The 25,792-nt window shown below is 57.3% G+C and carries 24 protein-coding genes and 1 other annotated feature; of the genes, 6 read left to right on the plus strand and 18 right to left on the minus strand.

Annotated elements, in window-relative coordinates:
- Positions 1-25: 25 nt before the first annotated feature.
- A protein-coding gene (locus WG219_21360; protein ID WXL25807.1) for an IS3 family transposase occupies positions 26-1,248 on the plus strand; the annotation gives its coding sequence in 2 pieces (ribosomal slippage) (positions 26-311 and positions 311-1,248; 1,224 coding nt in all).
- Positions 304-420, plus strand: a sequence feature (AL1L pseudoknot). It overlaps the preceding gene by 117 nt.
- A 1-nt stretch (position 1,249) precedes the next feature.
- Here the strand turns inward: WG219_21360 and WG219_21365 are convergent.
- The 6 genes from WG219_21365 to WG219_21390 form a co-directional block, all read right to left on the minus strand.
- Positions 1,250-1,837: a hypothetical protein gene (locus WG219_21365; protein WXL25808.1), complete on the minus strand. Its 588-nt coding sequence runs from the start codon at positions 1,835-1,837 to the stop codon at positions 1,250-1,252.
- Positions 1,838-2,169: 332 nt separating this feature from the next.
- Positions 2,170-3,129, minus strand: a complete 960-nt coding sequence (locus WG219_21370; GenBank protein ID WXL25809.1) for a hypothetical protein — start codon at positions 3,127-3,129, stop codon at positions 2,170-2,172.
- A complete protein-coding gene (locus WG219_21375) occupies positions 3,120-5,792 on the minus strand; it encodes a toxin VasX (protein WXL25810.1) in 2,673 nt (890 codons plus the stop codon). Before WG219_21375 ends, WG219_21370 begins: the two co-directional genes overlap by 10 nt.
- Positions 5,789-6,358 carry a DUF4123 domain-containing protein gene (locus WG219_21380; protein WXL25811.1) on the minus strand — a complete coding sequence of 190 codons (570 nt, stop codon included), beginning with the start codon at positions 6,356-6,358 and terminating at the stop codon, positions 5,789-5,791. Before WG219_21380 ends, WG219_21375 begins: the two co-directional genes overlap by 4 nt.
- Positions 6,355-8,409: a type VI secretion system tip protein TssI/VgrG gene (tssI, locus tag WG219_21385; protein WXL25812.1), complete on the minus strand. Its 2,055-nt coding sequence runs from the start codon at positions 8,407-8,409 to the stop codon at positions 6,355-6,357. The genes WG219_21380 and tssI overlap by 4 nt, the downstream gene beginning before the upstream one ends.
- Before the next feature lie 105 nt (positions 8,410-8,514).
- The gene (locus tag WG219_21390) at positions 8,515-9,033 is read right to left on the minus strand and encodes an Hcp family type VI secretion system effector (protein ID WXL25813.1); all 519 of its coding nucleotides are present in this window, start codon (positions 9,031-9,033) and stop codon (positions 8,515-8,517) included.
- A gap of 696 nt (positions 9,034-9,729) precedes the next feature.
- Between WG219_21390 and WG219_21395 the strand changes: the two genes are divergently transcribed.
- From WG219_21395 to WG219_21415, 5 genes are all read left to right on the plus strand, one after another.
- A complete protein-coding gene (locus tag WG219_21395; GenBank protein ID WXL25814.1) occupies positions 9,730-10,308 on the plus strand; it encodes a TIGR00730 family Rossman fold protein in 579 nt (192 codons plus the stop codon).
- A 109-nt stretch (positions 10,309-10,417) separates the two neighbouring features.
- Entirely contained in the window at positions 10,418-10,552 is a 135-nt protein-coding gene (locus tag WG219_21400) for a hypothetical protein (protein ID WXL25815.1), read from the plus strand.
- 265 nt (positions 10,553-10,817) lie between these two features.
- On the plus strand, positions 10,818-11,909 hold the full coding sequence (locus tag WG219_21405; protein WXL25816.1) for a 3-deoxy-7-phosphoheptulonate synthase: 1,092 nt from the start codon (positions 10,818-10,820) through the stop codon (positions 11,907-11,909).
- A gap of 191 nt (positions 11,910-12,100) precedes the next feature.
- Positions 12,101-13,435: a HipA domain-containing protein gene (locus WG219_21410; GenBank protein WXL25817.1), complete on the plus strand. Its 1,335-nt coding sequence runs from the start codon at positions 12,101-12,103 to the stop codon at positions 13,433-13,435.
- Positions 13,432-13,731: a helix-turn-helix transcriptional regulator gene (locus WG219_21415; GenBank protein WXL25818.1), complete on the plus strand. Its 300-nt coding sequence runs from the start codon at positions 13,432-13,434 to the stop codon at positions 13,729-13,731. The genes WG219_21410 and WG219_21415 overlap by 4 nt, the downstream gene beginning before the upstream one ends.
- On the opposite strand, the gene WG219_21420 is transcribed toward WG219_21415, so the two are convergent.
- The 12 genes from WG219_21420 to WG219_21475 form a co-directional block, all read right to left on the minus strand.
- Positions 13,711-14,481 (minus strand): YoaK family protein, encoded by a 771-nt coding sequence (locus WG219_21420; protein WXL25819.1) that lies wholly within the window; start codon positions 14,479-14,481, stop codon positions 13,711-13,713. The genes WG219_21415 and WG219_21420 overlap by 21 nt on opposite strands.
- A 238-nt stretch (positions 14,482-14,719) precedes the next feature.
- On the minus strand, positions 14,720-15,151 hold the full coding sequence (locus WG219_21425; protein ID WXL25820.1) for a lipocalin-like domain-containing protein: 432 nt from the start codon (positions 15,149-15,151) through the stop codon (positions 14,720-14,722).
- A gap of 2 nt (positions 15,152-15,153) precedes the next feature.
- Positions 15,154-15,990, minus strand: a complete 837-nt coding sequence (locus tag WG219_21430; protein ID WXL25821.1) for an alpha/beta hydrolase — start codon at positions 15,988-15,990, stop codon at positions 15,154-15,156.
- Positions 15,987-16,946, minus strand: a complete 960-nt coding sequence (locus WG219_21435) for a VOC family protein (GenBank protein ID WXL25822.1) — start codon at positions 16,944-16,946, stop codon at positions 15,987-15,989. The genes WG219_21430 and WG219_21435 overlap by 4 nt, the downstream gene beginning before the upstream one ends.
- Positions 16,947-16,970: 24 nt before the next feature.
- Positions 16,971-17,729, minus strand: coding sequence for a glucose 1-dehydrogenase (locus tag WG219_21440; protein WXL25823.1), 759 nt, complete (start codon positions 17,727-17,729; stop codon positions 16,971-16,973).
- Between the two features lie 19 nt (positions 17,730-17,748).
- On the minus strand, positions 17,749-19,197 hold the full coding sequence (gene iaaH, locus WG219_21445) for an indoleacetamide hydrolase (protein WXL25824.1): 1,449 nt from the start codon (positions 19,195-19,197) through the stop codon (positions 17,749-17,751).
- Between the two features lie 22 nt (positions 19,198-19,219).
- The gene (locus WG219_21450) at positions 19,220-19,957 is read right to left on the minus strand and encodes an aspartate/glutamate racemase family protein (protein ID WXL25825.1); all 738 of its coding nucleotides are present in this window, start codon (positions 19,955-19,957) and stop codon (positions 19,220-19,222) included.
- 15 nt (positions 19,958-19,972) lie between these two features.
- Complete coding sequence (locus tag WG219_21455) at positions 19,973-21,295, minus strand: acetylornithine deacetylase (GenBank protein ID WXL25826.1); 1,323 nt, start codon at positions 21,293-21,295, stop codon at positions 19,973-19,975.
- 10 nt (positions 21,296-21,305) lie between these two features.
- A complete protein-coding gene (locus tag WG219_21460) occupies positions 21,306-22,334 on the minus strand; it encodes a ring-hydroxylating dioxygenase ferredoxin reductase family protein (GenBank protein ID WXL25827.1) in 1,029 nt (342 codons plus the stop codon).
- 222 nt (positions 22,335-22,556) lie between these two features.
- Positions 22,557-23,051 (minus strand): flavin reductase family protein, encoded by a 495-nt coding sequence (locus WG219_21465; protein WXL25828.1) that lies wholly within the window; start codon positions 23,049-23,051, stop codon positions 22,557-22,559.
- A gap of 11 nt (positions 23,052-23,062) precedes the next feature.
- Positions 23,063-24,253 (minus strand): outer membrane protein transport protein, encoded by a 1,191-nt coding sequence (locus WG219_21470; GenBank protein ID WXL25829.1) that lies wholly within the window; start codon positions 24,251-24,253, stop codon positions 23,063-23,065.
- 1 nt (position 24,254) lies between these two features.
- On the minus strand, positions 24,255-25,487 hold the full coding sequence (locus WG219_21475) for a styrene monooxygenase/indole monooxygenase family protein (GenBank protein WXL25830.1): 1,233 nt from the start codon (positions 25,485-25,487) through the stop codon (positions 24,255-24,257).
- Positions 25,488-25,792: the final 305 nt, after the last annotated feature.

Raw genomic sequence — 25,792 nt, forward strand, 5'->3', positions numbered from 1 at the left:
CCTCAACTCTTGAGAAGATGAGGCCATGAAAAAGACTACGACCTACTCCCCTGAAGTCCGTGAACGTGCCGTGCGCATGGTTCTGGAACACCTGAACGACTACCCCTCCGAGTGGGCCGCCATTGAAGCCATCGCGCCGAAGATTGGCTGTGCAGCGCAAACGTTGCATGGCTGGATTCGCCGCCATCAGACCGACGCAGGCCAGCGTCCAGGCCCGACCACCGAAGAGCGCGAACGCATCAAGGCGTTGGAGCGGGAGAACCGGGAATTGCGCAAGGCCAATGAAATTCTGCGTCTGGCCAGTGCGTATTTTGCCCAGGCGGAGCTCGACCGCCGCACCAAGTCCTGAGGGCTTTTGTCGATCAGTACCGTGACCGTCTCGGGGTCGAGTCGATCTGCCGTGTCTTGCAGATCGCCCCGTCCGGTTACCGCAGACATGCGGCCCAACTGCGCAATCCGGCACTGCGTTGTTGCCGTGCTCAGCGCGATGAGGCGTTGAGCTTGGAGATCCAGCGCGTGTGGGATACCAACATGCAGTGCTATGGCGCGGTGAAGGTTTGGAAGCAGTTACTGCGAGAGGGCCTCAAGGTCGCCAGATGTACGGTGGAGCGGCTAATGCGGCGAGCTGGGTTGCAGGGAATTAGGCGTGGCCAGGTTGTACGGACGACGGTGGCCGGCGACAAGTCGCTGTGTCCGCTGGATCGTGTCCAACGCCAGTTCCATGCTGAGCGCCCGAACCAGCTGTGGGTGTCGGATTTCACCTATGTCTCGACCTGGCAAGGCTGGCTGTACGTGGCGTTCGTGATTGACGTCTTTGCACGGCGCATCGTCGGCTGGCGAGTCAGTACCAGCATGAAGACCGACTTCGTGCTGGATGCCCTGGAGCAAGCGCTGTACGCCCGACAGCCACATCGTATGGGTGGCCTGATTCACCATAGCGACCGTGGCAGTCAGTACGTCTCGATCCGCTATACCGAGCGGCTGGCAGAGGCCGGCATTGAGCCTTCGGTTGGCAGCAAGGGCGACAGCTACGACAACGCCTTGGCCGAGACTATCAACGGGCTGTACAAGGCTGAACTGATTTACCGGCAGTCATGGAAGAGTCGTGAAGCTGTTGAGATGGCGACCTTGAAATGGGTGCACTGGTACAACCACCAGCGGCTGTTGAGCTCAATCGGGTATATCCCGCCTGCGGAGGCTGAGGCAAACTTCCACCAGCAACAAGCAAGTCAGGCCATGGCGGCCTGACTTAAACGAAACGGCCTCCACGAAACCCGGGGCGATTCACCATCGGTAAACCTAGCGAGACCAGCAGTGCATTGTCCGGCTCACCCAAACGGCGCACTAATAGCTCCAACGACGCATTGCGCATACCGCCTGTATGCGGGCCCACCAGCATAAACTCGCCAGCAACTGCTTCGGCACCATCCCACGGTGTGTGATACAGCTCGCCGTTATGGTCGAAATAGACTTCACGGGTACGGCGATTAAACAAAATAGGCAGTGGAAGTGGGCTACGTGTTTCCCAGATAAAAGGAACGATAAATGCGATGATGCCGAATAAAAGACCTATCCAAACTCCATCGGCATTACCACTTAATAAGAGGATGGTGCTTGCAACAATTGCAGCAACACCAATAATCCCTCCAAGAAACCCTGTCACCATTCCCCTATCTGAGTCCCCACCAACTTTTAACGATAAGTAATGCTCGGTATGCTCATCCGTAACGAACATTTCCCAAGGCTTTTCCCCAGTTGGTTGATCCGCTCGCAACACTACACTGGGCGAACTACCAAAGCGCGCACGGGCCTGTTGGATCAAGTCACTTAAAGCCATATCACTTCCTTGATTTCAATCGGTGGCAACGTTAATCCTTCCATGGGGGAATAACTGAGTTCACCACGAACACCATCAAACTGCTCACCTTTGCTCTCATGATAAACACGACGGTAAACTGCTACGCCGGGTTCAAGGTCAGTACGTAGGGTAGATGGCGCTTCCCCCATCCACCAAAGGTATGTTTGGTGTTGCCCGCTGGTGGATAAGCAAAGCCTTATCCACCCTACCCTCACGCCGGACTCTGGATCAGGCCGTAGCACGGAGTAGTCAGCAGTGCTCACGCAATCCCTGACTCGTCAGAATTGGCGATGATGCCCAAGCGAGCGGGCTCAAACATCCAAGCCGCGTTCACGCTCCAGATCGATCAGGCGGGTAGTAGGCCCCCCGTCTTGCAGACGCTCCATGACGATCTGAGGCCAGCGGTTGCGGGAGCGGCGCTTGGCGACTTTGTAGGTGAACACCTGCAACCAGTGCATGGGATAAAACAGGATTTCGTAGCAAAGAATAAAAAAATCCGACGCGCTCAGATAATTGCTGCCGCCATTTTCAGCTTTGCTTTTACGAATTTCATCCAATGTAAATTTGTGCCAGTCAGTCGGTTTAATTGCCGAGGCTTTCAGCATCTCCTTTACATAGGCATCAGAGTCGCTGCGCTGGCCGTTTTCATCAAACCAAGGGCCATTGTCCATATAAGCGCGCAACCACTCCCAAAAGCCCTTTTGCATTTGCAAGGTTTTGCCCATTGGCAAGCCCAGTGAGACCAGCAGTGCATTGTCCGGCTCGCCCAAGCGACGCACCAATAGTTCTAGGGACGCATTGCGCATACCGCCTGTATGCGGGCCCACCAGCATAAACTCACCAGCAACTGCTTCGGCTCCATCCCACGGTGTGTGGTACAGCTCGCCGTTATGGTCGAAATAGACTTCTTGGGTGCGGCGGTTAAATAAAATCGGCAGAGGAAGTGGGCGACGAGTTTCCCAAAAAAATGGAATCAAAATTGCTGGTAAACCAACCAGTAATAAGTAATTGAAAGCATCCCACTTATCCACAACAGCCATCCATGGAATTAACAGAGCAAACATGAAGAAAACGGCCTCTCCTAATATGCCCGTTATCAAACCTATATCTGATTCTCCGTTAGCTCTTAACGATAAATAGTTCTCGGTATGTTCATCCGTGACAAGCATTTCCCACGGTTTTTCACCGGTTGGTTGATCGGCACGCAATACCGCGCTAGGTGAGCTCCCAAAGCGCGCACGGGCCTGCTGGAGCAGATCACTTACAACCACATCACTTCCTTGATTTCAATCGGTGGCAACGTCAGCCCGTCCATAGGGGAATAAGTGAGTTCCCCCCGAACGCCATCAAATTGTTCACCTTTACTCTCGTGATAAACACGGCGATAAACTGCTACGCCGGGCTCTGGGTCAATACGCGTACCAATATGCGCGTCAAAATCTTTACCAGTCCACTCCACCTTTTTCTTTGTTCCGGCCAGTCCTAAAAAGCTGTCCCAAACCTCGTGGCCTTTGAAGCGGATCATTTCATCGGTCAGCTCACTTTTGCCCGGTAAACGTAGCAGCAGGTAGGTGTTGACCCTGTGACCGTGGTAGGGGTTCAGCTCGTTAAGCCGATAGGCCCGAAAGCTGATGGGAAAGATAATTTTATAGAACTCAGTCATCGACTCTGCATGGCTTTTTGACCAGTCAGCAGGGCGAATGCCAAAACGTGTTTGCTTAACCCAAGTCTCCAATGGCGTGTCCTGTGTATAAAGCCGGGCCAACACACCACCTACGATCAGGATAGTCCAGCCAAGGGCGCGAGCTGCTAAATGCGGAGCTACATTGATACCTCGTGCTAATGCAGCGGCATCGCCAGCAATCACGGCGGCTCTAGCAGCTCGTATTGCACGAAAACTTTTTACATAAATCTGTAAGTTAGCCATAGATGCAAAGGCTAGGCTGGCATTGATTGCCGCCGTGTCTAAATCCCCCTTTTGGTATGCTTCAAATGTTTCTATTCCATAGATAAGCGCATCAAGACCGCAAGTTACCGCCTGCCCTGCTGATGTTGCAGCACTGATTCCTAAAGCATTAGCTAATGCAACTTGAGATGAAATCGAGTTCACCCCACTGATTGCAACCGTTTTTTCCCACCTTATCTCATAAGCTTTCTGAGTAAGAGCTGATATTGCTGATGCTAAGCCCACAGCTCCCCCAAGAACACTGATTCCTTGTTTAACTGACGGAGAGCTAATTACCTGCACTCCCCCGAGAGCAAAATTCACCCCCGCCACCAACACCACTAAACACTTCAGAGGCGCACTGTTTAGGCCTTCTTTAACGAGGCTCATCATATCTTTCGTATTTACAACCGAAGGCAACTGCCCCACCAACGGCGGCAGGTTGCGGGCTGGCATCAGGCGGAAGAAGGGCAATGCCTCTGAAACAGCAACACTGAGTTGAGTCGGTTTGATGTGAGCTGGTGCCGAAGGGCGTGTCCCCATCAAGTCACTTAGCCACTCGCCCATTTGCCTTGGGCTTGCCATTTCCACCGCCAAACGCTGCTGGCTGCGGGCAAGTGAGGCAGCCATATAAAGCTGACCAACCGCCTTGGTGGCTTCATTACCACGCTGCAAGCCCAGCCCGGCCACTGGGGCCAACGCTGTGAACAACGCCTCCGGCAACGCTTTGTCTACATGCGGAGCCAGCTTCTCGGCCGCCACGTTAGCGGACTGTGCCCAAGCGGAGGCCTGCGCCATTAGTGTTGCACCGTCACTGGCTACGCCATCGGTCAGGCCAACCAGTGAGGATATCTCGCCGATGCCCATGCGCTTGGCCACGCCCAGCAGCGACCAAAGCAACCAAGGTTTGCCTTTAACGGTTTCAATATTGAGTTGTTCAGCTATGGCCTTAGCTGCTTGGCTAGTTGATGCAGGGCCAAGACATGCTGCGGCGAAGTGCAGCTCCAACTCTTCCCGAGCAGTAGCCTGAGTAATGTCGAAATGACCGCAGGCGGTATCCATTGTGTATGGACCGGTAACGGATTGGGTCTTAAACCAGTCCACCCACAAGCCACTGAGACGGCGGATATCAGTAGTAAACGCATTCTCTTCGGTGTTTTGTTCCCGCAATGCAGCAGTAAGCTCTGAGTAACGGGTAATGCTGGGAAGCTGCGCTGCAATCTGCTTATCACTGTCGGCCAGCGACTTAAGCACACCGGCCATGACCCAATCATCGCCACGCACATGTCGACGCTCATTAAACGTCTCCTGCCGCTTGCGCAACAGCAGGGCAAGGTCCATCAACACGCCCCAGGCATCATCGATCAGGGCATAACCTTGCTGCTCGCAACGCTGCATATCAGCCAACAACTTCTGCCACATGGTGCGGTGCGAGGTTTCCGGCGCACAGCTCCAGCCATAGGCGTTAGCGTCCATGTAGTCGCCAATCCGCTCATGGATGGAGCTGACAGAGCCGCTGAAAGGAGCAGCGCCGGGCGTTATTGAACGCATCACCCGCTGCCGCACGGCGGCATTAGCTTTAGCCGATGCAAACTGCGCGTCACTCCATTTTGTGGGTGACCAGACCAACATCGCCACCTCGCCAGCAGGAACCAGCACGTAGGGCAACTTGCGCCCATCGATCACCTTACCGCCGCGAGATGTTTGGCTAAGCATTGCGTTGCTGACGCTGTATTCAACCAGTTTGCTCAGCCCGCTCTGCCATACATAAAGCCAACCATCCCTTAGCAAACGGGCTGTGTAGTTGAGCGAGCGGTGAGCCAACTCTGGCTCGGTTTCGCCGAGGTCAGGGAAGTTGCCCTCTAGTGCAGGCAGACCATAGGCATTGGTATCAACAGCGGTAGTTGGCCCAATGGCGTAACGCAACGGCAGGATGGCACTCAGCAGAGGACAGGCGGCGGGTATGGAGGCTGTGTCTTTAGTGGTCATGCGTTCACATCCTGTGTTGTATCGTCCTGACTTGCCAACGCCTCTAGCAGAGGCCAATCCAGCATCAGTTGGGCCGTTAATCCGGTATTTGCGGGCGCGCTGTCTTTGTCTGGGTATTCGTTGCTCCAGGCCTGTACAACACTGGATTCGTGCTTCAACCAAACAGCATTGATTTTGTGCCAGAAACCTTCCGGCCACTGCGCCTCTGCCTGCCAAGCGCGGTAAAGCGGGCGAGCATCTCCTAGACGCAACCAAAGCTCGCGACGCTCCGGAGTAAAAATACGTAAGCGCCGCTGCAAGATGAACGAAAGCTCTGATGCCTTTGCACCCGATTGCAACCACACGCCACCTAAAATGCTCTGCCCACTTCGCCACGCCTCGTAAATAGAGCTGCCCACTGGGGCATCAAACAAAATAGGACCTGCATCTGCGATGGGTTCATACGGCGTGCCTTGCAATAACGGGAGCGGTTGATGATCCGGAAAGTTCTGATACAGCCAGGCGAAGGCGTCCTCATAACGGGCACCATCAATCAGCAACGCACCTTTTCCGCTGGGAGCACTCATACGCCACCCTCAGCTTTAGCCTTTTTAGCCGCCTCACACACTTCACAGACACCAGACTGGGTGGTGCGGAAAACAAGGTTCTGTTTTAGCAATGCTTCCAGCGGCATGCCTGCCTTATCCGCATCCGCAGGCTTCACCTTACCCGGCGGTACCGGCGCTGCCCCCGATCCCACACCCGGCGAACCACCAGAGTTCACTTTAATCACCGGCCCAACCATAGTGATGCCGCTGGCGTCGAGTTTGATAAAGCTGCCGGCGGCTTTGAGGGTGAGTTCGCTACCAGCTTCCATAACGACTTTCTGGCCGCTGGAGAGATGAATCTCCTGGCCTGCGTTGATCAGTTGGCTGTCGCCGATTTTGATGTGCTGGTTGTTGCCGACGATGAGGTGGTCGTTGGCTTTGATTTCGCTTTTGCGATCCGCGTGGGTGGTGCGGTGTTCTTCAGCTTTGAATTCGCTGTAGCTGTTGGCTTCGACGGTGTCGTGGCGTTCGTTGCCGATGCGGATTTTTTGGTCGTGCTCGATGTTTTCATCCCAGTCGCGCTGGGCGTGGATATAGATTTGTTCGGCACCCTTTTTGTCTTCGATGCGAAGTTCGTTGTAGCCGCCACCGCCCGGTGAGCTGAGGGTTTTGAACACGCTGCGGGTTTTGTTGGCAGGCAGGTCGTAGGGCACTTCATGGGCGGCGTGGTGCAGGCAGCCGGTGATCAGTGGCTGGTCGGGGTCGCCTTCGAGGAAGGTGACAAGCACTTCCATGCCGATGCGTGGGATGGCGATTGCACCGTAGCGATCCCCCGCCCAAGCGGAGGAGACGCGCAGCCAGCAGCTGGTTTTGTCGTTGGCTTGTCCTTCGCGGTCCCAGTGGAATTGCACTTTGACCCGGCCATATTTGTCGCAGTGAATTTCTTCGCCTTGCGGGCCGGTGACGACGGCGCTTTGGCTGCCGAGGATGCGCGGTTTCGGGTGTTCCAAGGTCGGGCGGAACGGTACGGCCCACGGCGTGGCGTAGAAGCGGTTGCGGTAACCCTGCTGGAAGCCATCAGCGCTTTTCACATCGCTGGGTGTGGCTTCTTCCAGCACTTGTGGCTGTTTGCCTTCGTGGTGGATTTCAGTCAGCAGCCAGAGGTCGTTCCACGCGTCACGCGGGTGCTCTGCCAACGGCAGGTAGTGGCCGCTAATCAGGGTCGTTTGGTCACTCTCACCAGTGGCCAGCTCGTAGTCGTGGCGGTGGCGTTCAAGGGCGCGTTGACTGAGGTGTTTGCCTCGTTCACGCTCAATAAAACGGCCGGGGTAGTCGTAGTCTTCCAGGTCTGGTTTAGCGTCACCTTTCACGGCGGCTTCGAGCTGGAAGGTTGGTTTTTCAAAGTCGTAATCGCGGCGGGTCACCCGGCTGGTGCGGGTTTCCATTCGCACGCCAAAACGCTTGATGACGGGCTCGTCAGCGACCAAGCCAGTGTCTTGCTGGTAGGCGGTTGCAGGCAGCTGGCTGAACACGCTCTGGTCGTCACCAAACACCAGTTTGTGGCCGTCGCTGCTGTGTTCGAAGTGGTAGTGAATGCCTTCTTCTTCACACAGGCGCTGGATGAAGTGCAGGTCGCTTTCGTCGTACTGCACGCAGTACTCACGCTCGGGGTAAATCGAGCTGAGGATAAATTGGTAGGCGTCGCTCTGGATGCCGTGCTCTTCGAGGATCTGACTGATGATTTTTTCAACCGTCAGGAACTGGTAGATGCGTTGGTTATGGCGGTGCGCCAGGTAACTGAGCTGCGGACGCAGGGTCAGTTTGTAGCGGGTCAGGCGTTTGCCGGACTCACCTTGGGCGATGCGGTAGATCAGCCCGTGAATGCCATTACCGTTCTGGCTGAGTTGGAGGAAGGCGCGCTGATGCAGCAGGCTTTCCAAATCGAGGTCGGGACGTTCGCTGACCAGCTCCAAGTCAAACTCGTACGGTTTGCTGATGGCTTCACGCCCGGTAAAGGCCAGCACTTGTAGGTCGTGCCGAACGCCTTCGATGGTGAGGCTGAAGTGAGTCTGGTTGGCAGGGGCGAACATACGTGTTCCTCGCAATTCATTCCATGAATCAGCCGACCTCAAGGCAGGCTTAAAGCACAACGACCAGGGCTAGCCTGGTCGATGTGAGTCTCAATCTCGCAGCAATTAAGCGGAGATTGGAGTACGCCAGTCGTCAGAACCGGAAGTACCGGATACTTCGTGGGTCCAGACGATTTTGCGGTAGGTGAAGTACACGTCTTCCAGGTGAGTGAAGTGCGACATGTTCGGGTCTTGGCAGTTCGGCATGCGCGACTGCACGTCAACGATCACGGCATCTTCCAGCTCGATGGTGAAGTAGTGCTCTTGAGTACCGGTGGAGGAAGTGCGGTACCACTCCAGACGGCACTTGTTCAGACGCTCACCGGAGGTCAGGGCGTTGAAGATCAGCGGGGAGGACTTGTCGAATACTTTGGTGATCATCAGCGGCTTGTGTACGCGCTGGCCAGTCGGCTGGCCGGACTGCGGATCACGCGGGATGATAACTTGGTGGTTGAATGCTTGAACCAGAATCTGGTCCTCATGACCTTCCTGGAAAATGTTGCCGACGGAATCTTCGGTGAAGGTGCCTGCGGTGATCAGACCTTGTTTGGTGCCTTCGAGGGACAGATACGCTGGTGTTGGCATGAGAGCTCTCCATTGCCTGAATTAAATTCGTAGGATCGGGATTGATCCTGACCAAATGGTTAGCCAGTTCCGTGCCAAAACGTATAAATACCTTAAATATCAATCGGATATGAGATTTATCCATCATCAACTGATCAGAAAACAACCAATAAATACATGCAACTGCGCAACTTCTTGCGCAGTGCTGTGCAAGAAGTTGCGCAGTCGTCTAAAGATCATTATTCACAGTTACTTACACCACCTATTAACAGACTTATCCACAGATCACTGTGCAAAAAGTTGCGCAGCTTGACATTTCGCGCCACGCGGTGCATTCCTTCCTGCTCGTCCAGCATTCACACGTAGAAAACGCCTATTTTCTTAGCTCTGGCACGCAATTAGCTCATTGTGGGCCTCGATAACCTTAGTGGAAGCAAGCTCTAAATCTCGCCTTGTATGTACCTAATAGACGATCAAGCACTCGCTAACGGGCTGTTTTTCAGTGTCTTCCAAAAAAGTTATCCACAAATTGCTGAGCTAACGAATAATCTGCCCCCGCCCCTGCTACCGTTAAAGCTGTTCGCTCCTGCGCAAGGAGGCGCACGTTAAAAACGTCACTCGCAGCATCCAAGATCAACGGTCTCCTGCCTGTCACTGGCACCTGCTACATTCACCGGTCTGCTCGCTTTTTGGCAGATGAATTCAGGAGGAATACCTATGCGTCTGTGTGTCTTTTGCGGTTCCAACCCCGGCAACGATCCAGTTTATCTGGAGGGTGCCAAACGACTGGGCCGGGCTCTGGCAGAAGAAGAAATCGGACTGGTTTACGGCGGCGCCTCGGTCGGCCTGATGGGGGCAGTCGCGGATGCGGCGCTGGAGGCTGGTGGTGAGGTGATCGGCGTCATTCCGCGCTCGCTATGGGAAAAGGAAGTCGGCCATACCGGCCTCAACGATTTGCGTGTGGTCGATTCCATGCACCAGCGCAAGGCCCTTATGGCTGAGCTTTCGGACGGTTTTATCGCCATGCCGGGCGGCGTCGGTACGCTGGAGGAGCTATTCGAAGTCTGGACCTGGGCGCAATTGGGCCACCACCGCAAACCCTGCTCGCTGCTCAACATCAACGGCTACTACGATCAGCTTGGCCTGTTCCTTAATCACATGGTCAACGAAGCCTTCGTCAAGCCAGAGCACCGCACCATGCTGATCGTGGAAAAGCGCATCGACTCTCTAATCGAAGCTATCCGTGCTTACCAGCCGCCGCAGGTCAGCAAGTGGATCACGGCGACTGAGCGTTAATAACAGATCCACAGTGCCGATGCGCCTAACGTCATTGGCCTGTCATCAACTTCGGGTTGAATCAACGCGCCTGAAGGAGTAACTTCGGGCCTATTCAACGGAGATTTCCATGTCGTCGTCCACACTGTCCCTGTCGCTTGCCTGCCTCGATGCGCCCAGCATCGCGCTGTCGGCTGCCCGCACGGACGTGTCTGCGACCGGTTATTTCTTTTATGGGTATTGGTTTAGCCACAAGCGCGCCTGATACCCCACAGGCGCCCTGGCAAAAAGGGTCGCCACCAGACAGTTTCTCGAAACCCCCGGTCGGCCACCCGACCGGGGGTTTGTTTTTTCCGGCTGCACAACGGCCTAATTTTGAGGATCACACCATGTATACATTCAACCGCTATTACCGCTACGACTGGCGATTTACCAACGGCCTGAACTGCGGCCGCACACCAACGCGAACACCCCAACATCCCAGATAGAAAGCCGCGCGCGGCCACGCCGCCCGGCTAAGGAAAAGCACCATGTCCGTAGCCCTGCAAACCAATCTTAATACCTGCATCAACAGCGCTCAGCAGCAGGTCAGCATCCCTGCCCGCCGCCAGACCACACGCCTGCCCAGCGCCAGCCAGTTACGCGAACAACTGCCGCTGAGCGCCACCCTCGCTCTGCAAATCCAGCAACACCGCGACGCCGTCCGCGCCATTCTCGATGGCCGCGATTCACGCCTGTTAGTCGTCGTCGGCCCCTGCTCCCTGCACGATGAAAAAGCTGTCCTGGAATACGCCGAACGCCTCGCCGAACTGAGCAAACGTGTCGACGACAAACTGCTGCTGGTGATGCGCGCCTACGTCGAAAAACCGCGTACCACCGTGGGCTGGAAAGGCATGGTGTACGACCCAGCGATGGACGGCAGCGGTGATATGGCCGAGGGCTTGCGCTGCTCACGCCAGTTGATGCTGCGCATGCTGGAGCTGGGTCTACCGCTGGCTACTGAGATTCTGCAACCGCTGGTGGCGGGCTACTTCGATGATCTGCTGAGCTGGGCCGCCATTGGTGCCCGCACCAGCGAATCTCAGGTGCACCGCGAACTGGTCAGCGGCCTGGACATGCCGGTGGGCTTCAAGAATGGCACCGACGGCAGCCTCTCCATTGCCATCGACGCCATGCGCAGCGCCGCCCATGCTCATCAGCACTTCGGAGTTGATGCACAAGGCCATCCGGCACTGGTGCTGACTGAAGGCAATGCAGACAGCCATATCGTTCTGCGTGGCGGCCACAGCGGCCCCAACTACGATGCACAGAGCGTTGCAGCTGCCCGTGCCGAGCTGGCCAAACAGGGTATTGAGGCGAAGATCATGGTGGATTGCAGCCACGCCAACAGCGGCAAGAACCCACTGCGTCAGCCTGAGGTGCTCAACAGCGTGTTGGAACAGCGCCTGGCCGGTGACCACGCCCTGCGTGCGGTGATGATCGAAAGCCACCTGTCCGACGGCGCACAAAGCCTCGGCGGCGAGCTGCGCTACGGCGTGTCCATCACCGATGCTTGCCTGGGCTGGGATGGCACTGAGCACATGTTGCTGGAGGCAGCCGGACGCTTGCGGGATTCGCAGTAACGCTCCCGCGCTGATCCGTCTTGCCTATTCAGGCGGATCAGCCATATCCCAAAATAGGCATTTAAATACCTAAAATTTAGCATCACAACCCATAAATAGGTATTAAAATACCTTTTATAAGGAAAGGATTGGACTAAATAGGCAAAATAATGCTTATTTAGCCTAATAGGTCCAGATTGAGAGGCATTAAAATGCCTGATGAGCGTAATAACACCGTGACCCTGCAAGTCCATAACAATGGACGCTGGCAAGATGCACTGACCATCACCTTTGATACACCTGCTGAGGGTCTGCGTAGCCAATGCAGCACGCGCTATCTGGAGACCTATCTGGTCGAAAATCTGGATGCCCTAAGCACCATCAAAGCCCCTGCTGTCTCGGCCAGATGGCCTTTGTCATGGGAGGTAGCCCATGACATTGCTCCAGCCTTTCTGCATGACGTCATTCCTTCCGGTGCAGCCCGACGCCTGATTCTGGCGCGTATGGGCGTGCCACTGGATGCCGATGAAGAGTTCTACCTGCTGCAAAACTGCACCCCGGCGCCTGTGGGGCATATGCGCGTTAAAGAATCCCTCAGCCGATTTCTCGGCACAGGTGCAGTCATTGGCTTTTCCCGGGATGACGTGATCCAGCGTGACACGCGTTTTCTTGATTACGCCTACGAACAGGGCGTGGCGGTGGGTGGTGCCACGGGAGCAGGTGGCGAGGCGCCGAAACTGTTGCTGGCCGAGGGTACAGACGGGCTGATCTATCCCGATGCCTTGCTGGCAGATGATCAGGTCAAACAGCACTGGTTCGTTAAATTTCCGCGTAACACTGCAACCGAAACCGACCGTAATATCCTGCGCAGTGAATACTGCTATTACCAGGCACTGAATCAGCTGGGCTTTAACACCATCAGCGCTGATGGGCTCGCTTACGAAACGGCCGCAAAGCCAAGCCTGTGGATGCAGCGCTTTGACCGCGTGGCCGCGGCGGATGGTGTTCAGTACCGGGCGGTCGAGTCCATGTATTCGCTGTGTGGTATCACTCGCCCCGGCAGCCGTCTGGAGCACATGCAGGTTATCAGGCAACTGGCCCAAGCCTGGGCTGAAGCAGGACAGCGAGATGAGATCCCGGTCATAGTCAGCGAATACCTGCGCCGTGATTTACTGAACCAGGTCCTCGGTAACACGGATAACCATGGCCGTAACCTGTCGATCCTGCGCTTAGACGAGCGCCTCGAGTTTGCGCCGATATACGACCTTGCCCCAATGGTGATGGACCCGGAAGGTATTGTCCGCACCAGCAAGTGGCCCGCGAATATCGAACAACTGGGCAAAACCAACTGGCGTGCCCTCTGCACTGAGCTGGCTGAGTTTGCCGATCCCGAACAGCTGTTCGAACACCTGCGCGCAGACGCCCAAACCTGCCTCGCGCTGCCTGACCTGTTGTTGGGTCTTGGCCTGCCGGAAGAAACCTGGAATGCCCCAATGATTCCCCTGAAACGACTGCAAGCCACACTGAAAGACTGGGGGCTGCTATGAGCAAAATCCGTGAAGACCGGCAGATCGTGCTGGATGAAATCAGGCAGGGATTGAGCGAGGGCAGCCTCAGTTTCGGTCAGGCGATCCGCCAGTTGCGCCAACGCGTAACGGGGCTGAATCAGACCGATTTCGCCCGCATGTGCAAAGTCGCCCTGCGCACGCTACGCCAGTTGGAGCAGGATACCAGCAACCCGACCGTAGAGACCCTCAATAGCGTGTTCAAGCCCTTCGGTATGCAGGTCGGTATCGTGCCTTTGCGACGGTATAAAACACAGTCACTGCACGTTACGTCCTAGCCAGCGGCGCAACACATTCAGGGCATCATCCAGCACCGGCACACTGGCCAGCAGCACCAGCACGATGGCCAGTGGCACGGTGGAGATATAGCCCATGTGCTTGAAGCCCAGCGCGCCAGTCACGCCGCCTAAGAAGAAGTAAAAGCCCAGTAAACCGAGCAGCCACAGGCGGCGGTTGTCTGCGATGACGCGGGGCACTTCATCGTTGCGGTTGCGGTTCCAGTAGAAGAGTTTGCCCAACTCGATCCCCAAGTCTGTAACGATACCCGTGATGTGGGTGGTGCGGATTTCTGCCCGGGAAACCTTGGTGATCAGAGCGTTTTGCAGCCCCATGATGAAGCACAGCAACAAGACCGTCAGCGGCACATAAAAACCATCGATCTCCGCCAAACGTGCGCCGAGGAACCCAAAACAAAGCAGTAGTGCAGCCTCCAGCAAAAGCGGCCAGGCATATTCACTTTGCAGGCCTCGGCGCTGCGAATAGTGGGTCATCAGCGAAGTGCAAATGGCCCCCAGTAGAAAGGCCAATACAGCCCCCAAACCGGCCCATACCAAGGTGAACTCGCCAATCACAAGGTTATCCGCCATGCCGGAAACAATCCCGGTCATGTGCGAGGTGTATTGCTGAACGGCTAAAAAACCACCGGCATTGATCGCACCGGCAATAAACGCCAGGACAACACCAAGATGACGGTTGGCGATAGGCGTACGGGCTTGGCCTGTAAGGCTGCGGGCATAACGAATGGGCATGATTCGCCTTGCTGTGATGCCACGACAACGGCGCAACACGCCTATCAGTAGGCGCGGCCTGTCGGGGCCAGTAACGAGAAACCAGTCAGGACCCAGGCAAGCAACCCGAATCCCTTGGCACTAACGTTACTCCATTGCACAACAATCAGCAGCTAGACGTGTGGCTAAGCGACAAGTCAGCCCCTTAGATGGACGCAGCACCGGCGCGTTGCGTGGACGCACCGGTGCAGCTGGTCACTTATTGTGCAGCAACGCGCTTCCAGCTCAGACGAGCCGTACGGGCTTCGCTAGTGCCCTCTTCCAGACGGGCTTCCAAGCGTAGAACTTCACCGTCGAATACTGCCTTACGGTGCTGGCTGCCACCGACCCAGTTCGGGAAGATGCTGTAATTGACTTTGTGGGTGATGATGTCACCGTTGACCTCGTAGCCACCTGCATAAGTCAGGTAGCTGCTATAGGCGGCGGCTTTCTCAGCGTCTTCAGCGTTCCACTGACCACCTGTGGTGAAAGCCGGACGGTCTTTCTTGGCAACCACGCAGAACATGCCGAAATCGCTGTACTCGATGAAGCCTTCCAGCTCAGTCCCCATAGGCAGCACGACACGACCGTCATCGTACAGTTGCTCCCAGGACAAAATTGCCCAGCGGCCTTTAATGGTGTCACGGTTCATGTTCAAGCTCCTTGTTCAATCAGGAAGTCGACCAGCAGGCGGGTAAAGGCCTGGGCTTTCTCAATCTGTACCCAGTGGCCGCATTCGCCGAAAACATGCATTTGGGAATGGGGGATCAGGCGCAGCATGCGCTCAGACAACTCCAGCGGGATCACCTTGTCGTCACGACCGTGGATCAGCAGGGTCTGATGCGGCAGTGCGCGCAGGTCGTCTTCGGCCAAGGCGAGCATCTCTACACCTTGCTGACGCGGCGCCGGGAAAAGCTGGGCAAAACGGGTCTGCACGTCGTCACGGATACTGGCTTCGTAGCGCATACGCACGAGATCATCGTTGATGATGCTGTGATCGTAGGCAAACACTTCCATCAGCTCACGCATGGCGTCCAGCGATGGCTGATAGCCCCAAACCTTGTTCAGACCATCGGTGAGCGGGAACGACAGACCGGCTGCACCCATCAGCACCAGACGCTGTACGCGCTGTGGATACGCCTTGGCGAAAGCCAGGGCAATGGCGCCGCCGAAGGAGTTACCGACGATGGACACACGCTCAACCTTCAGGGCATCGAGCAAGCCAACCAGGGACTGAACCCAGGTTGCCGGGTCGAGTTTCCACTCGGACGGGCAGCTGGTGTAGCCGAAGCCGAGCATGTCCGGGGCGATGATACGGGCGCGCTGCGACAGGGTCGGGATAACACCGCGCCAGTTGGCCCACGCGGTCACACCTGGACCGGAACCGTGGATCAGCAGGATGACATCACCTTCGCCCTGATCGTGATAGTTAAGGGTGCATTCGCCAATCTGAATGCTTTTGGCGATTTCCGGGGATGCGTTAGTACTCATTGCTTAGCCTTGGCAGTTTGCGTAGTGGTGACGACGGGCGCGCGAACGCCTTGTGCTGACAGACGCTTGAGAATCTGGCGAGCTTCTTCGCGCTTGTGATCGGGCAACCAGGTACGGTCGTGGCCCCACAGGCTCATGCCCTGCAGTTCCTCAACCTCCCAATCCGGGCCGACCGTGCGGCTGGCCCAGCCCAGCTCGAACATCCAGCCGTCGGGGTTTTTCAGGTAGAACGAAGTGACGTGGTCGTTGATGTGGCGACCGAGGGTCACGCCGATGGATTCCGGTTTTTCCAGCGCCATGTCATAGGCACGGCCAACATCGTCGAAATCGTTGTATTCGAGCATCAGGTGATAAATCTTCGCCGGGCCGCCGGTATGGGCCAGTCCCATGGTGTGGTGGCGCGGGTTGCAGTGCAGGAACTCAACGCGGAACGGCGCCTGGGTGTGGTCACTGACCTTGAAGCCGAAGATGTTGCGGTACAGATGGCTCAGCTCATCGAAGTGCTCGGTAATCAGCGCAACGTGGCCCAGGCCCATGTCACCGGTACGGAAACCACCAATCGGGCGGCCCGGCTCAAACAGTGCAACAGCATCGCCCAGGCCGTGGCAGACCTCGATGCGCACGCCATCCGGGTCGCGGAAGTGAATCATGCCCTGCACGCCACGCAGGCTCAGCTCTTCAGCCGTGCCTTCGGTAGTGGCATAACCGGCCTCTTCCAGCTTGCCGCGCATAACGCTCAGGGCATCAGCGTTGGCCAGTTCGAAACCCATGCCCATGGTGGCTTCGCCGTCAATTTTGCTGACAAGCAGGCGCTGGATTTTTTCATCGGCACGCAGGCGCACGCATTGCCCTGCTTGCACCTCTTCAACATGCAAACCGATATGGTGACGGGCCTGTTCAATCCAGGCGTCGAGATGTGGGGTCTCGACCACCACATAACTCAGTGCATTGATCATTTGGGTTCTCCTTAAATCGCCGCGTTACTGCGCGACCATGCCGCCATCCACCGACAGGGTGCTGCCGGTAACGTAGGAGGCTTGGTCAGAAAGCAGCCAGAGCACGGCGTCGGTGACTTCGCGGGGCTGGCCGATGCGGTGCATGGGCACGCCGTCGTCGTACATGTGGTCATCGCCACCGGTTACGCGGTCATAACTTGGGGTTTTCATCGGGCCGGGGCACACCGCATTTACGCGGATGCCATGGCGGGCATAGTCCAGCGCCGCTGCTTTGGTCGCGCCGACGATGCCGTGCTTGGAGGCGATGTAGCAGGCCGTCTCAGCCATGCCTTTAAGGCCGAAAATGGATGCGTTGTTGACGATCGCACCACCACCGGTTTCAAGCATGGCGGCGGTTTCGTACTTCATCATGTACAGCACGCCCTTGAGGTTGATGTCGATCACCTCACTCAGGTCCACATCCGGTGTGACGTGGATCGGGTTAAAGGCACGCTGCAATCCGGCATTGTTGAAGGCCGCATCGAGGCGGCCATAGGTGTTCACAGCCAGCGCCACCAGCGCTTCGCAATCCTGCGGATTGGATACATCGGTGGCGCGGAATACAGCCTGGCCACCGGCTGCATGAATCTCACGCAATACGGCTTCGCCCGCTTCGGCACTGCGATTACCGATCACCACGCGGGCACCACGCGCGGCCAGGGTCAGGCTGACATCACGCCCCATACCGCTTGCGCCACCGGTGACGATGACGACTTTGTCTTGCCACTCACTGCTCTGGCTCATATCAACTCCTCGTGGTTGTTCAGGCGCGCGGTACGCGGCCGAAGATGCTTTCCAGCAGTTGACCGATGGCCAGCAGACGACGGTCGCTCCAGGCCGGCCCATCCAGCTCCATACCCACCGGCAGACCGCTGCGAGAACCCAGGCCGATAGGCAGCTGGATACCCGGCAGACCGGCACTGGCCGACGGCTCGGTGTTCTGGATCAGGCGCTCGAAGTTGCTCGGCAGGTTCACCTCCTCGTTGGCCAGCGGAGCCACCACGCAGGTAGTCGGGAAGATCAGGGCTTCAACGCCGTACTGCTCAAAGAGGTCCTGATAGCGCTCACGGATAGCCTGACGACCACTGTCGCGGGCGGCTTCATAGATCGGGGTCAGATCGACCAGCTCATCACCGGCCGGCATCTTGCGTGGCAGTACCCAGTTTTCGTAGATGTAGCGGACATCCGGGCTGTGCAGCTTCTCGGCGACCTGTTCGATGGTCATGTCGTGGCCGTACTCACGCAGGTACTCAACCATGCAGTCGTAGGCTTCATAGATGACCACGGGGAAGCCGACCGGCTCATTCAGTGCGTGTAAGCCAGCGTCTTCGATCTGCACCAGGGTCACGCCGTGCAGGCGCAGTTTTTCCAGCGCAGCTTCGGCCAGCTCGCGGGTATCTTCATCCAGGTTGCGCCAGAACTCGCTCGGCACCCCCAGACGCAGGTTACTCAGGGTCACGGACGGCAGGGCGTACTCTTCGGTGATCAGGCCGTCGAGCAGCGCCACGTCAGCCATGCACAAAGCCATCGGGCCGACGGTGTCGCGGCTGCGAGCAATCGGGATCACGCCACGGTCGCTGTAACGGCCCTGGCTCGGACGCAGCGAGGCGCAGCCGTTGAGCGCCGGCGGAATACGCATGGAGCCGCCGGTGTCGGTGCCCAGTGCCGCCAGCGCCATACGTGCGCCCAGTGCCGCTGCGCTACCGGAGGACGAACCACCGGCAATGCGGGTGCTGTCATACGGGTTACGCACGCCGACATCACGGCCGGTATTGAACGCGCCGTTGTAGCCGGTCGCCCCAAAGGCCAGTTCGTGCATGTTGGTTTTGCCGAGGATGATCGCCCCGGCATCACGCAGCGCGCGCACGGTCGGTGCATCTTCTGTCGGCACAAAACCGGCAAACGCCGGTGAACCTGCGGTGCATTGCAGGCCTGCGGCGTGGATGTTGTCTTTGACCACAATCGGAATGCCGCTCAGCGGCTTCTGCGGCTCACCGGCTTTACGCGCAGCGTCAGCCGCCTGTGCAGCTTGCAGCGCACCAACGCCATCCAAGGTGACGTAGATGTTGAGGTCTTTGCCATCTTCGGAGCGCTCCAGACAGGCGTGTACCAGCTCAACACTGGTCAGCACGCCGTCACGGAAGGCGGCAACCGCCTCGGCGATGGTCAGGTCGCTCGTGGCGTGAGTTTCAGTCGAATCGAACATCTTCATCTCAATACTCCTCGACGCAGCCTCAGCGAATAAAGGCTTCGTCCTTATTCTGTTCCGGGCTTGGGAAAGCGACCTTGCTGTGGCACAGGCCGAGGTCAAGCAGCACTTCGCACTGCTTGTAGGCGATCACGCCGGGATTGAGCACCGGCACCGGCAGGTTGGCTGCCAGGTAAGCGTGGGACTGGTGCATGGTGGTGGAGCCGAGAACGATCACGTCCGCACCGTCTTCTTCGATGGCGCGCTTGGCCTGCTCCAGCAGCTTGGCGAAGACCACTTCTTCTTTGCCTTGCAGCAGAGCTTCGGTGTCCGGGCGCACATCAATCGAACGCACGGAAGCTAGACGCGACTCCAGGCCGTATTCCTTGATGGTTTTGCGGTACAGCGGGTACCAGCGCGGCCACATGGTCAGGATGCTGAATTTCTGGCCGAGCATGCAGGCAGTGTGGAACGCGGCAATGCCAGGAGCCAGTACCGGGATCGACAGGCGCGAGCGCAGCGCGGCGAGACCGGAGTCGCTGACGGTGTTGATGCACACTGCGTCGTAGCCTTCCTGTTCGGCCTTGATACCGGCTTCAATCACGGCCATTTCCATGATTGCCATGTCGTAGTAGCTGTCAGCCAGGGTCATGACCTGACCGGCACCGACAAAGCTCACGTCGATATCCGCGCGCACCAGTTCCGGCGGCAGTTGCGATTCCACCAGCGGGCGGGTCGCCTCGCTCATCGGAACCGGGAAAATCATCTTGATACGTTTGCTCATCATTGGCTCCGGGGCTTACAGGCCCAGCTCCTGACGCGGACGGGTCAGGGTGTCGATCATTGCGTAGAGGATTTTCTCGGCGCAGGGCATCAGGTCAGGGATATAGGTCGCCCCCATGCCGCCCAGACCTTCGGCCACCGGCAGCGGTGCACCGGTTGCAGGCCACGGCCAGCCGATACGCGCAGTCGGTACGCCGTAACGGCGCAGAGCGGCACCGTCGGTTTGCCCGGCGAGCATGTCGGGCATGCCGTGTGGACGCTGTTCGATGTGCTCCCAACCGCGTTTGCACGACTGGATGATCCAGTTCTCCGGGTCAGTGGTGCCGCCCGGTGCCGAGCCGTATTGCTCCCAGTCCAGATCCAGATCGGGGAAGCGCGCCTTGAGGTCTTCAACAAACTCAGCGAACTGCGCCTTAACGCTGGCCGGGCTGACACGCGGATTGACCCGCACGTCGAAGAAGATTTCCGTCACCGCACTGGGGAATGCCGGGCGCTCAACCTGACCGCCGCGCACACCGGCGATCCAGCCGTGGGGCTGAATCACGCCGCTGGTGTTGCGCTCGGTGTAATCGAGAATCCACTGCTGCAGTTCTTGAATCACAGTGGCAGCCGGTACTACGGAGCTGCGGAAGCCCGGAATGTTGTGCGGCACACCGGCATAGCCGAGGGTGCCTTTGACCTTGAGCTTGAACCAGGCCATGCCGGGCTCTTCGTGGTAGACCCAGTTCCACGGCTTCATGATGATGGCGAAGTCCGGGTACATACCGCGGTTGAGCATGTGGATAACACCGTTGGACATGCCGGCATTACGCTCGCTGATGTCCACCGGCATGCCGCCGTCGGCCATCCCCAGCAGCAGATCACCCTTGATCGGTACACCGGCCTCAATCAGCGCGGTGGCGACTTCAGTCAGGGTGGCGATCATGGCTTTCGGGTTGGACGAACCCAGGCCGAAAACCCAGTCATCAACTTGCTGAGCGAACGGCTGCAGGTCAGCTTCCTGCCCATCACCGACGATGACTTCTTCGCCCGGTGTACGGTCCAAGTGCGTGTCGATCGGCGCGTACAGCAGCAGCGTGGCACCGCCACCGCTGCCCTTGAACTCACCCAGCGCGTTGCCGGTGATGTCGTTCATTGGGTAGTAGCGCGACTTCATGCCGATGGACTGCATGTGCTGAGTCATAAACTCGCTGGCTTCGCGGGTCGCACCGGTGGGGCTGTGAATGTTGGTCAGGTTGAACAACAGTTCTTGCAAACGCTTAGGGTTCAGGCGCGCACGGGCCTGCTCATACCACTGGCTTTGTTCGGCACTAAACGGAAGCTGAGTCGTCGGTTTCATGGGCAGGTCCTCAGTTACTGGCAACAAACTGTTCGGCGAAGATGTTTTCCGGCTTCACACCCAGCTCGATCAAACGCTGAGTAGCGCCATCGATCATGGGCTGCGGGCCGCACAGGTAAGCGACCGTGTCCGGACTGGTGACATCGCCTTCGCGCAGGGCGCTGACCGGGTTACCCAGGTGCATATCGCCAGTGGCTTCGCGGTCCACGCAGATGCGTGCTTCCAGCGTCGGCAGCCACTGCTTGCGCAGCTCGATGTCTTCCAGGCAGAAAAGAGCTTCCGGTACGGCACAACCGAAGCTCAGCAGAATGGGCGGCTTACGGCCGCTGGTCTGACGCAGGGTGTCGATCATCGACATGATTGGCGCAAGGCCAGTACCGCCAGCGACAAAGATGTGAGGCGCGCGCTTATGCTCTTCACGCAGAAAAAACGCGCCGTATGGGCCACTGAGGGTTACAACTTGATCCACATCGGCTTCGTTTTCGAGGTAAGTGGACATGGCCCCGCCCGGCAGCAGACGGATCAGAAACTCCATCTTCGGCAGGCTGATTTGAGTACTGGACGGCGAGTAACTGCGCAGCACGCCCAGGCCTGGAACCACGATCTGCATAAACTGGCCGGGACGGAATTCCATCCATTCGCCATCTGCCAGCTCCAGAGTCACTCGCATGACGTTGCTGGCAATACGCTCAACCGAGTCGATAAATGCATGCACTTCGTGGGCAGAGGTCGAACCTACCTCGCTGCCATAGGCAAGGTTAAAGACACAGTCACTCTTAGCTTCAGATACGCACAGTAGACGCTGACCGGCTTCAAACTCGCTGGAAATCAGCGATGAACTGGCGCCAGGTAGTGTGGCTGTTTCACCCTCAGCCAAATTACAGATACAGCTGGAGCAGCCCCCCGAACGGCACTGATACAGCACAGGCATCTCTGCCTCAATGGCGGCATCCAGAATATTGGCCCCCTGGGCAACGCTGAATGTGTGGGTAACGCCATCGGCGAAGTTCAGGGTGACTTGATGTAGTTGCTCATTCATAACCGGGTTCCACCGAAAAACGGGACTTGCGTAGTGCGGGTAAAGCCAAACAGAAGCGCACGGACCCAACAGGCCGTCAGCGCCCCGGAGGGGCCAAGCTTGGATTCGATGTTAGGAAGGGCAACGCAGGGCCTGCGCTCCATTGGGAAACGTGGTTATCCCTAAAGCGCAATTACTTGCGTGAAACGGTAGTCATCCATGACTACCGTGAAGCATTACGCGTTATCTGCCTTCTGAGGCACTGTCTAAAGCGGCATAGCGACCACGGTGGAAAAGCAGCGGTGCAGCAGCGTGTTCTGCTTCGCTCACGCGCAACACACGACCGACCAATATCATGTGGTCGCCGCCTTCGTAGCGGTGTTCCACCACACACTCAAAACGCACCGGGCAGCCCTCAAGCAGCGGCAGTGCGGCAATCCCTTCATGCCACTTGAGCCCGCCGAACTTGTCTGCACCAGCCCGGCCGAAACGGTTCGACCACTCCTGCTGGTGCTCACCCAGCACATGCACTGCAAAGTGCTCGGTCTCGGCAAACGCTGGGTAGCTATAGGCATTGCGCCCAATGCTCCACAGCACCAGCGGCGGCGTCAGAGAGACGCTGTTAAAGCTGCTGGCAGTAACGCCAATTGGCTGGTCGTCAGCATCCCGCGTCGTAACCACCGTAACGCCTGTGGCGAAGTGGCTGAGGGCCTGACGAAATGCCATAGGGTCAATCATCCACACACTCCTCAGAACACCACGCCATAGCTAAATGACAGCCAGTGCTGCCCCATATACGGCGAACTCACTGCGTCTGGGCCATTACCGTCGCCGTCCACCTTGTCCTTAAAGGAACGGGCATAGGCAAAGGACAGCTCATTGCCGCCTTGCAGGCGATAAGTGGCGCCCAGGGTGACGTGCTGATGGTTAGCCGCCGGAGCGAGCATGCCCAGATAGCCATCGCGGCTGTCGAGCAGCTGGTTAGCGTCGTTGTAGCCCAGGCGCAGAGTCAGGTCCTGAGTGGCCTGGTAGGCGATGCCTAGGCGGTAGACCGTCTGATCGCGCCAGCCGAAACCAGGGCCATCGCTGTCGCCCGGTGCGCCGGTAGCACGACTGACGCCGGGGTTGCCGAGGGATTTCACATCACTCCAGAGAATGCGCTGCACGTCAGCAGCTACCGTCCAGTCGCCTTTGGCGTAGCTCAGGCCAATACCGTAGTTGGACGGCATATCCATGTCGCCGCCTTCAGCCAGTAGATTTTCAAAGCGCTTCATCTTGCCCATATAGCCACGGGTGGCGTAGCTCAGGCCTAGGGTCAGCTCATCGGTTAGTTTGCCCATATAGCCCAGACGCAGCCCTGCGCCGTAAGACTCATCGCGCCCTTCTGGCAGGCCAATGCTGGAGGTGCCGTCGATATCCAACTGCTGCCGGATCAGCATCACACCGATGCCGTAGCTGTGGCGCTCGTTAAGTTTGCGTGCATAGCTGACGGTGGCGACCATCTGCTGGAACTCCGAGCCAGGACGCTCAAGACCACCAACATTGCTGTCGCTGCCGTAAGCGGTACCCACACCATTACCAACGATGGAAAGGCCAATACTGCTGACCTCATCCAGCATGCGGTTCGCACCGAGCTGCGGAATGATATAGAGGTCATTGTCTTCGACACCGCTGACGGTTTCGCCAGCGAACTCTATGCCGTTATCCACTTGCAACAAGGCCACACCAGCATCCACGCGGGTACCAACCCAAACCATACCGGCTGGGTTGGATGCGCCCACCAAAGAGTCCTGCGGCAGCGCCAGCACCACGCCGCCCATGCCTTCGGATTTCACCCCGTAGCCATGTGGGAAAGTGCCTTGAGTGGCATAGACCTGTTGCGCTGCAAAAGTCAGCAACAGTGCAGTTAAACCGGTGGCGGTGAGTTTGAAATGGGTCACTTCAAGCCTCCTTCGCCATGGCAAAACTGTTGATAAAGCGCTCAGCTTCATTCAGGTCGTAATACCAGGGGTTGAGACTCTGCGGATCATCAAACGCGTTGGCTACAGTCGCTGCAATTGCTGGGTTAGCAGCACAGGCTGCGAATATGCGCAAAGCCGAATCAGGCGGTGGCAGCAGATGGGTATTAGTGAATTTAGTGACCCATTGTGCGTAATCCCAATAACGCTCAAAGGTGGCTTGTTTCCAGGCATCATCAAAACCATCAACACCCTGCTCGACAATGCACTTCATGTACACATTGGCGCACTTACTGGCGTTGTTGGATCCCTGTCCGGTGACCGGATCATTAAGCACCAGCGCATCAGCCATTCCCAATACAGTACGGCCTGAAGGCAGCACGCCAATCGGCTTGCGCACAGTCGGAGTAAGGCGTCCTACCAGCGTGCCCAGGTCATCGGTCAGACGCAGGTTTTCACAACGCGAGGCTTCCCATGGGAAGAACTCCCGAATCAACTCGACCGCCAGCTCTAAGTGCTCTGCAGGCGTTGTGACTTCCTCCCAACGATCCATCGGACCACCGGGTACGCACTCCAGGTTAATGATGTCGCCAGGCCCGGTGTGGGTGATGCAGGGAAAGTTTACGTATTCGCCAACACCTGGGTTGATGCTGATGTTCAGCGCACTGAAGTCCTTGCGCGGCAGCATGTCGTGTACATAGGTGAGGGAGATGGTGCGCAGCGGACGATCAAACACACTGCGCTCATTATCACGCTCAAACAACTTACCAATATCGCCCTTACCGCTGGCGACAATCACCAGATCGCTACTTTGTGCGTAACGCTCCAACGACTCGATGTCTGCCTCTTCGATAATCAGGTTGCCGCCCTGGCGCACAAACTCATCCATCCAGCGCGGCATCTTGATGCGCTGATCCACCGACTGTCCCGGCGCATGCATACGTGCCCGCCAGTCCACTAACAAACCCTCATGATTGCCCGCACGCATGTGCACGCCATCAGTGGGAGGGCAAACGTCATCCCACAGAGCGATACCCAGTTCACGCTCAAAACCCAGCGCCATGTCGTACATCGACTGGCTGGACAGCACCCGGCCAGCCGCGATCTGCTCGCCGGTACGATTGGAAATCAGATTGACGATATAACCCTGTTGCAGCAAACCAATGCCTAGCTGTAAACCCGCTTGCCCGGCACCTACGATTGTTATTGTTCTCATAAGGCTTCGCTCCATAGTGGTGGAACGGAAGGCCTGTTGTCGTCCGTATCACCAATGTGAAGCAAGGGGTGGCAGGGCAATATTCAGATCATGCAGCGGCTATACGCAAAGTGCAGAAAATTGTCTGCAGCCGACTCTCTGGTAAGCGCGGAATCTGACTAGCCACTAATGGATCATTTATGGGCCGCTAAGACCTGACATCAGCACTTACAGGTCATGTATGACCAGTGGCGGAGAATCAGGAACCACTTGTTGAGTGGCATTCAGCGCCCTTCGATTAGCCGAGAAAGCTGTAACTTTGGGTG

The organism is Pseudomonas mendocina (genome assembly GCA_037482215.1).
In the GTDB taxonomy this organism is placed as follows: Bacteria; Pseudomonadota; Gammaproteobacteria; order Pseudomonadales; family Pseudomonadaceae; genus Aquipseudomonas; species Aquipseudomonas mendocina_E.

Coding starts and splice junctions, on each gene's coding strand:
- WG219_21425 (WXL25820.1), bottom strand. CDS start 15,151: ATGAACCGTGACACCATTAAAGGCCGCTGGGCAATTTTGTCCTGGGAG.
- tssI (WXL25812.1), bottom strand. CDS start 8,409: ATGTTCGCCCCTGCCAACCAGACTCACTTCAGCCTCACCATCGAAGGC.
- WG219_21450 (WXL25825.1), bottom strand. CDS start 19,957: ATGAGCAAACGTATCAAGATGATTTTCCCGGTTCCGATGAGCGAGGCG.
- WG219_21410 (WXL25817.1), top strand. CDS start 12,101: ATGCCTGATGAGCGTAATAACACCGTGACCCTGCAAGTCCATAACAAT.
- WG219_21380 (WXL25811.1), bottom strand. CDS start 6,358: ATGAGTGCTCCCAGCGGAAAAGGTGCGTTGCTGATTGATGGTGCCCGT.
- WG219_21400 (WXL25815.1), top strand. CDS start 10,418: ATGTCGTCGTCCACACTGTCCCTGTCGCTTGCCTGCCTCGATGCGCCC.
- WG219_21420 (WXL25819.1), bottom strand. CDS start 14,481: ATGCCCATTCGTTATGCCCGCAGCCTTACAGGCCAAGCCCGTACGCCT.
- WG219_21405 (WXL25816.1), top strand. CDS start 10,818: ATGTCCGTAGCCCTGCAAACCAATCTTAATACCTGCATCAACAGCGCT.
- iaaH (WXL25824.1), bottom strand. CDS start 19,197: ATGAAGATGTTCGATTCGACTGAAACTCACGCCACGAGCGACCTGACC.
- WG219_21415 (WXL25818.1), top strand. CDS start 13,432: ATGAGCAAAATCCGTGAAGACCGGCAGATCGTGCTGGATGAAATCAGG.
- WG219_21395 (WXL25814.1), top strand. CDS start 9,730: ATGCGTCTGTGTGTCTTTTGCGGTTCCAACCCCGGCAACGATCCAGTT.
- WG219_21460 (WXL25827.1), bottom strand. CDS start 22,334: ATGAATGAGCAACTACATCAAGTCACCCTGAACTTCGCCGATGGCGTT.
- WG219_21475 (WXL25830.1), bottom strand. CDS start 25,487: ATGAGAACAATAACAATCGTAGGTGCCGGGCAAGCGGGTTTACAGCTA.
- WG219_21365 (WXL25808.1), bottom strand. CDS start 1,837: ATGGCTTTAAGTGACTTGATCCAACAGGCCCGTGCGCGCTTTGGTAGT.
- WG219_21390 (WXL25813.1), bottom strand. CDS start 9,033: ATGCCAACACCAGCGTATCTGTCCCTCGAAGGCACCAAACAAGGTCTG.
- WG219_21440 (WXL25823.1), bottom strand. CDS start 17,729: ATGAGCCAGAGCAGTGAGTGGCAAGACAAAGTCGTCATCGTCACCGGT.
- WG219_21375 (WXL25810.1), bottom strand. CDS start 5,792: ATGACCACTAAAGACACAGCCTCCATACCCGCCGCCTGTCCTCTGCTG.
- WG219_21465 (WXL25828.1), bottom strand. CDS start 23,051: ATGATTGACCCTATGGCATTTCGTCAGGCCCTCAGCCACTTCGCCACA.
- WG219_21435 (WXL25822.1), bottom strand. CDS start 16,946: ATGATCAATGCACTGAGTTATGTGGTGGTCGAGACCCCACATCTCGAC.
- WG219_21430 (WXL25821.1), bottom strand. CDS start 15,990: ATGAGTACTAACGCATCCCCGGAAATCGCCAAAAGCATTCAGATTGGC.
- WG219_21455 (WXL25826.1), bottom strand. CDS start 21,295: ATGAAACCGACGACTCAGCTTCCGTTTAGTGCCGAACAAAGCCAGTGG.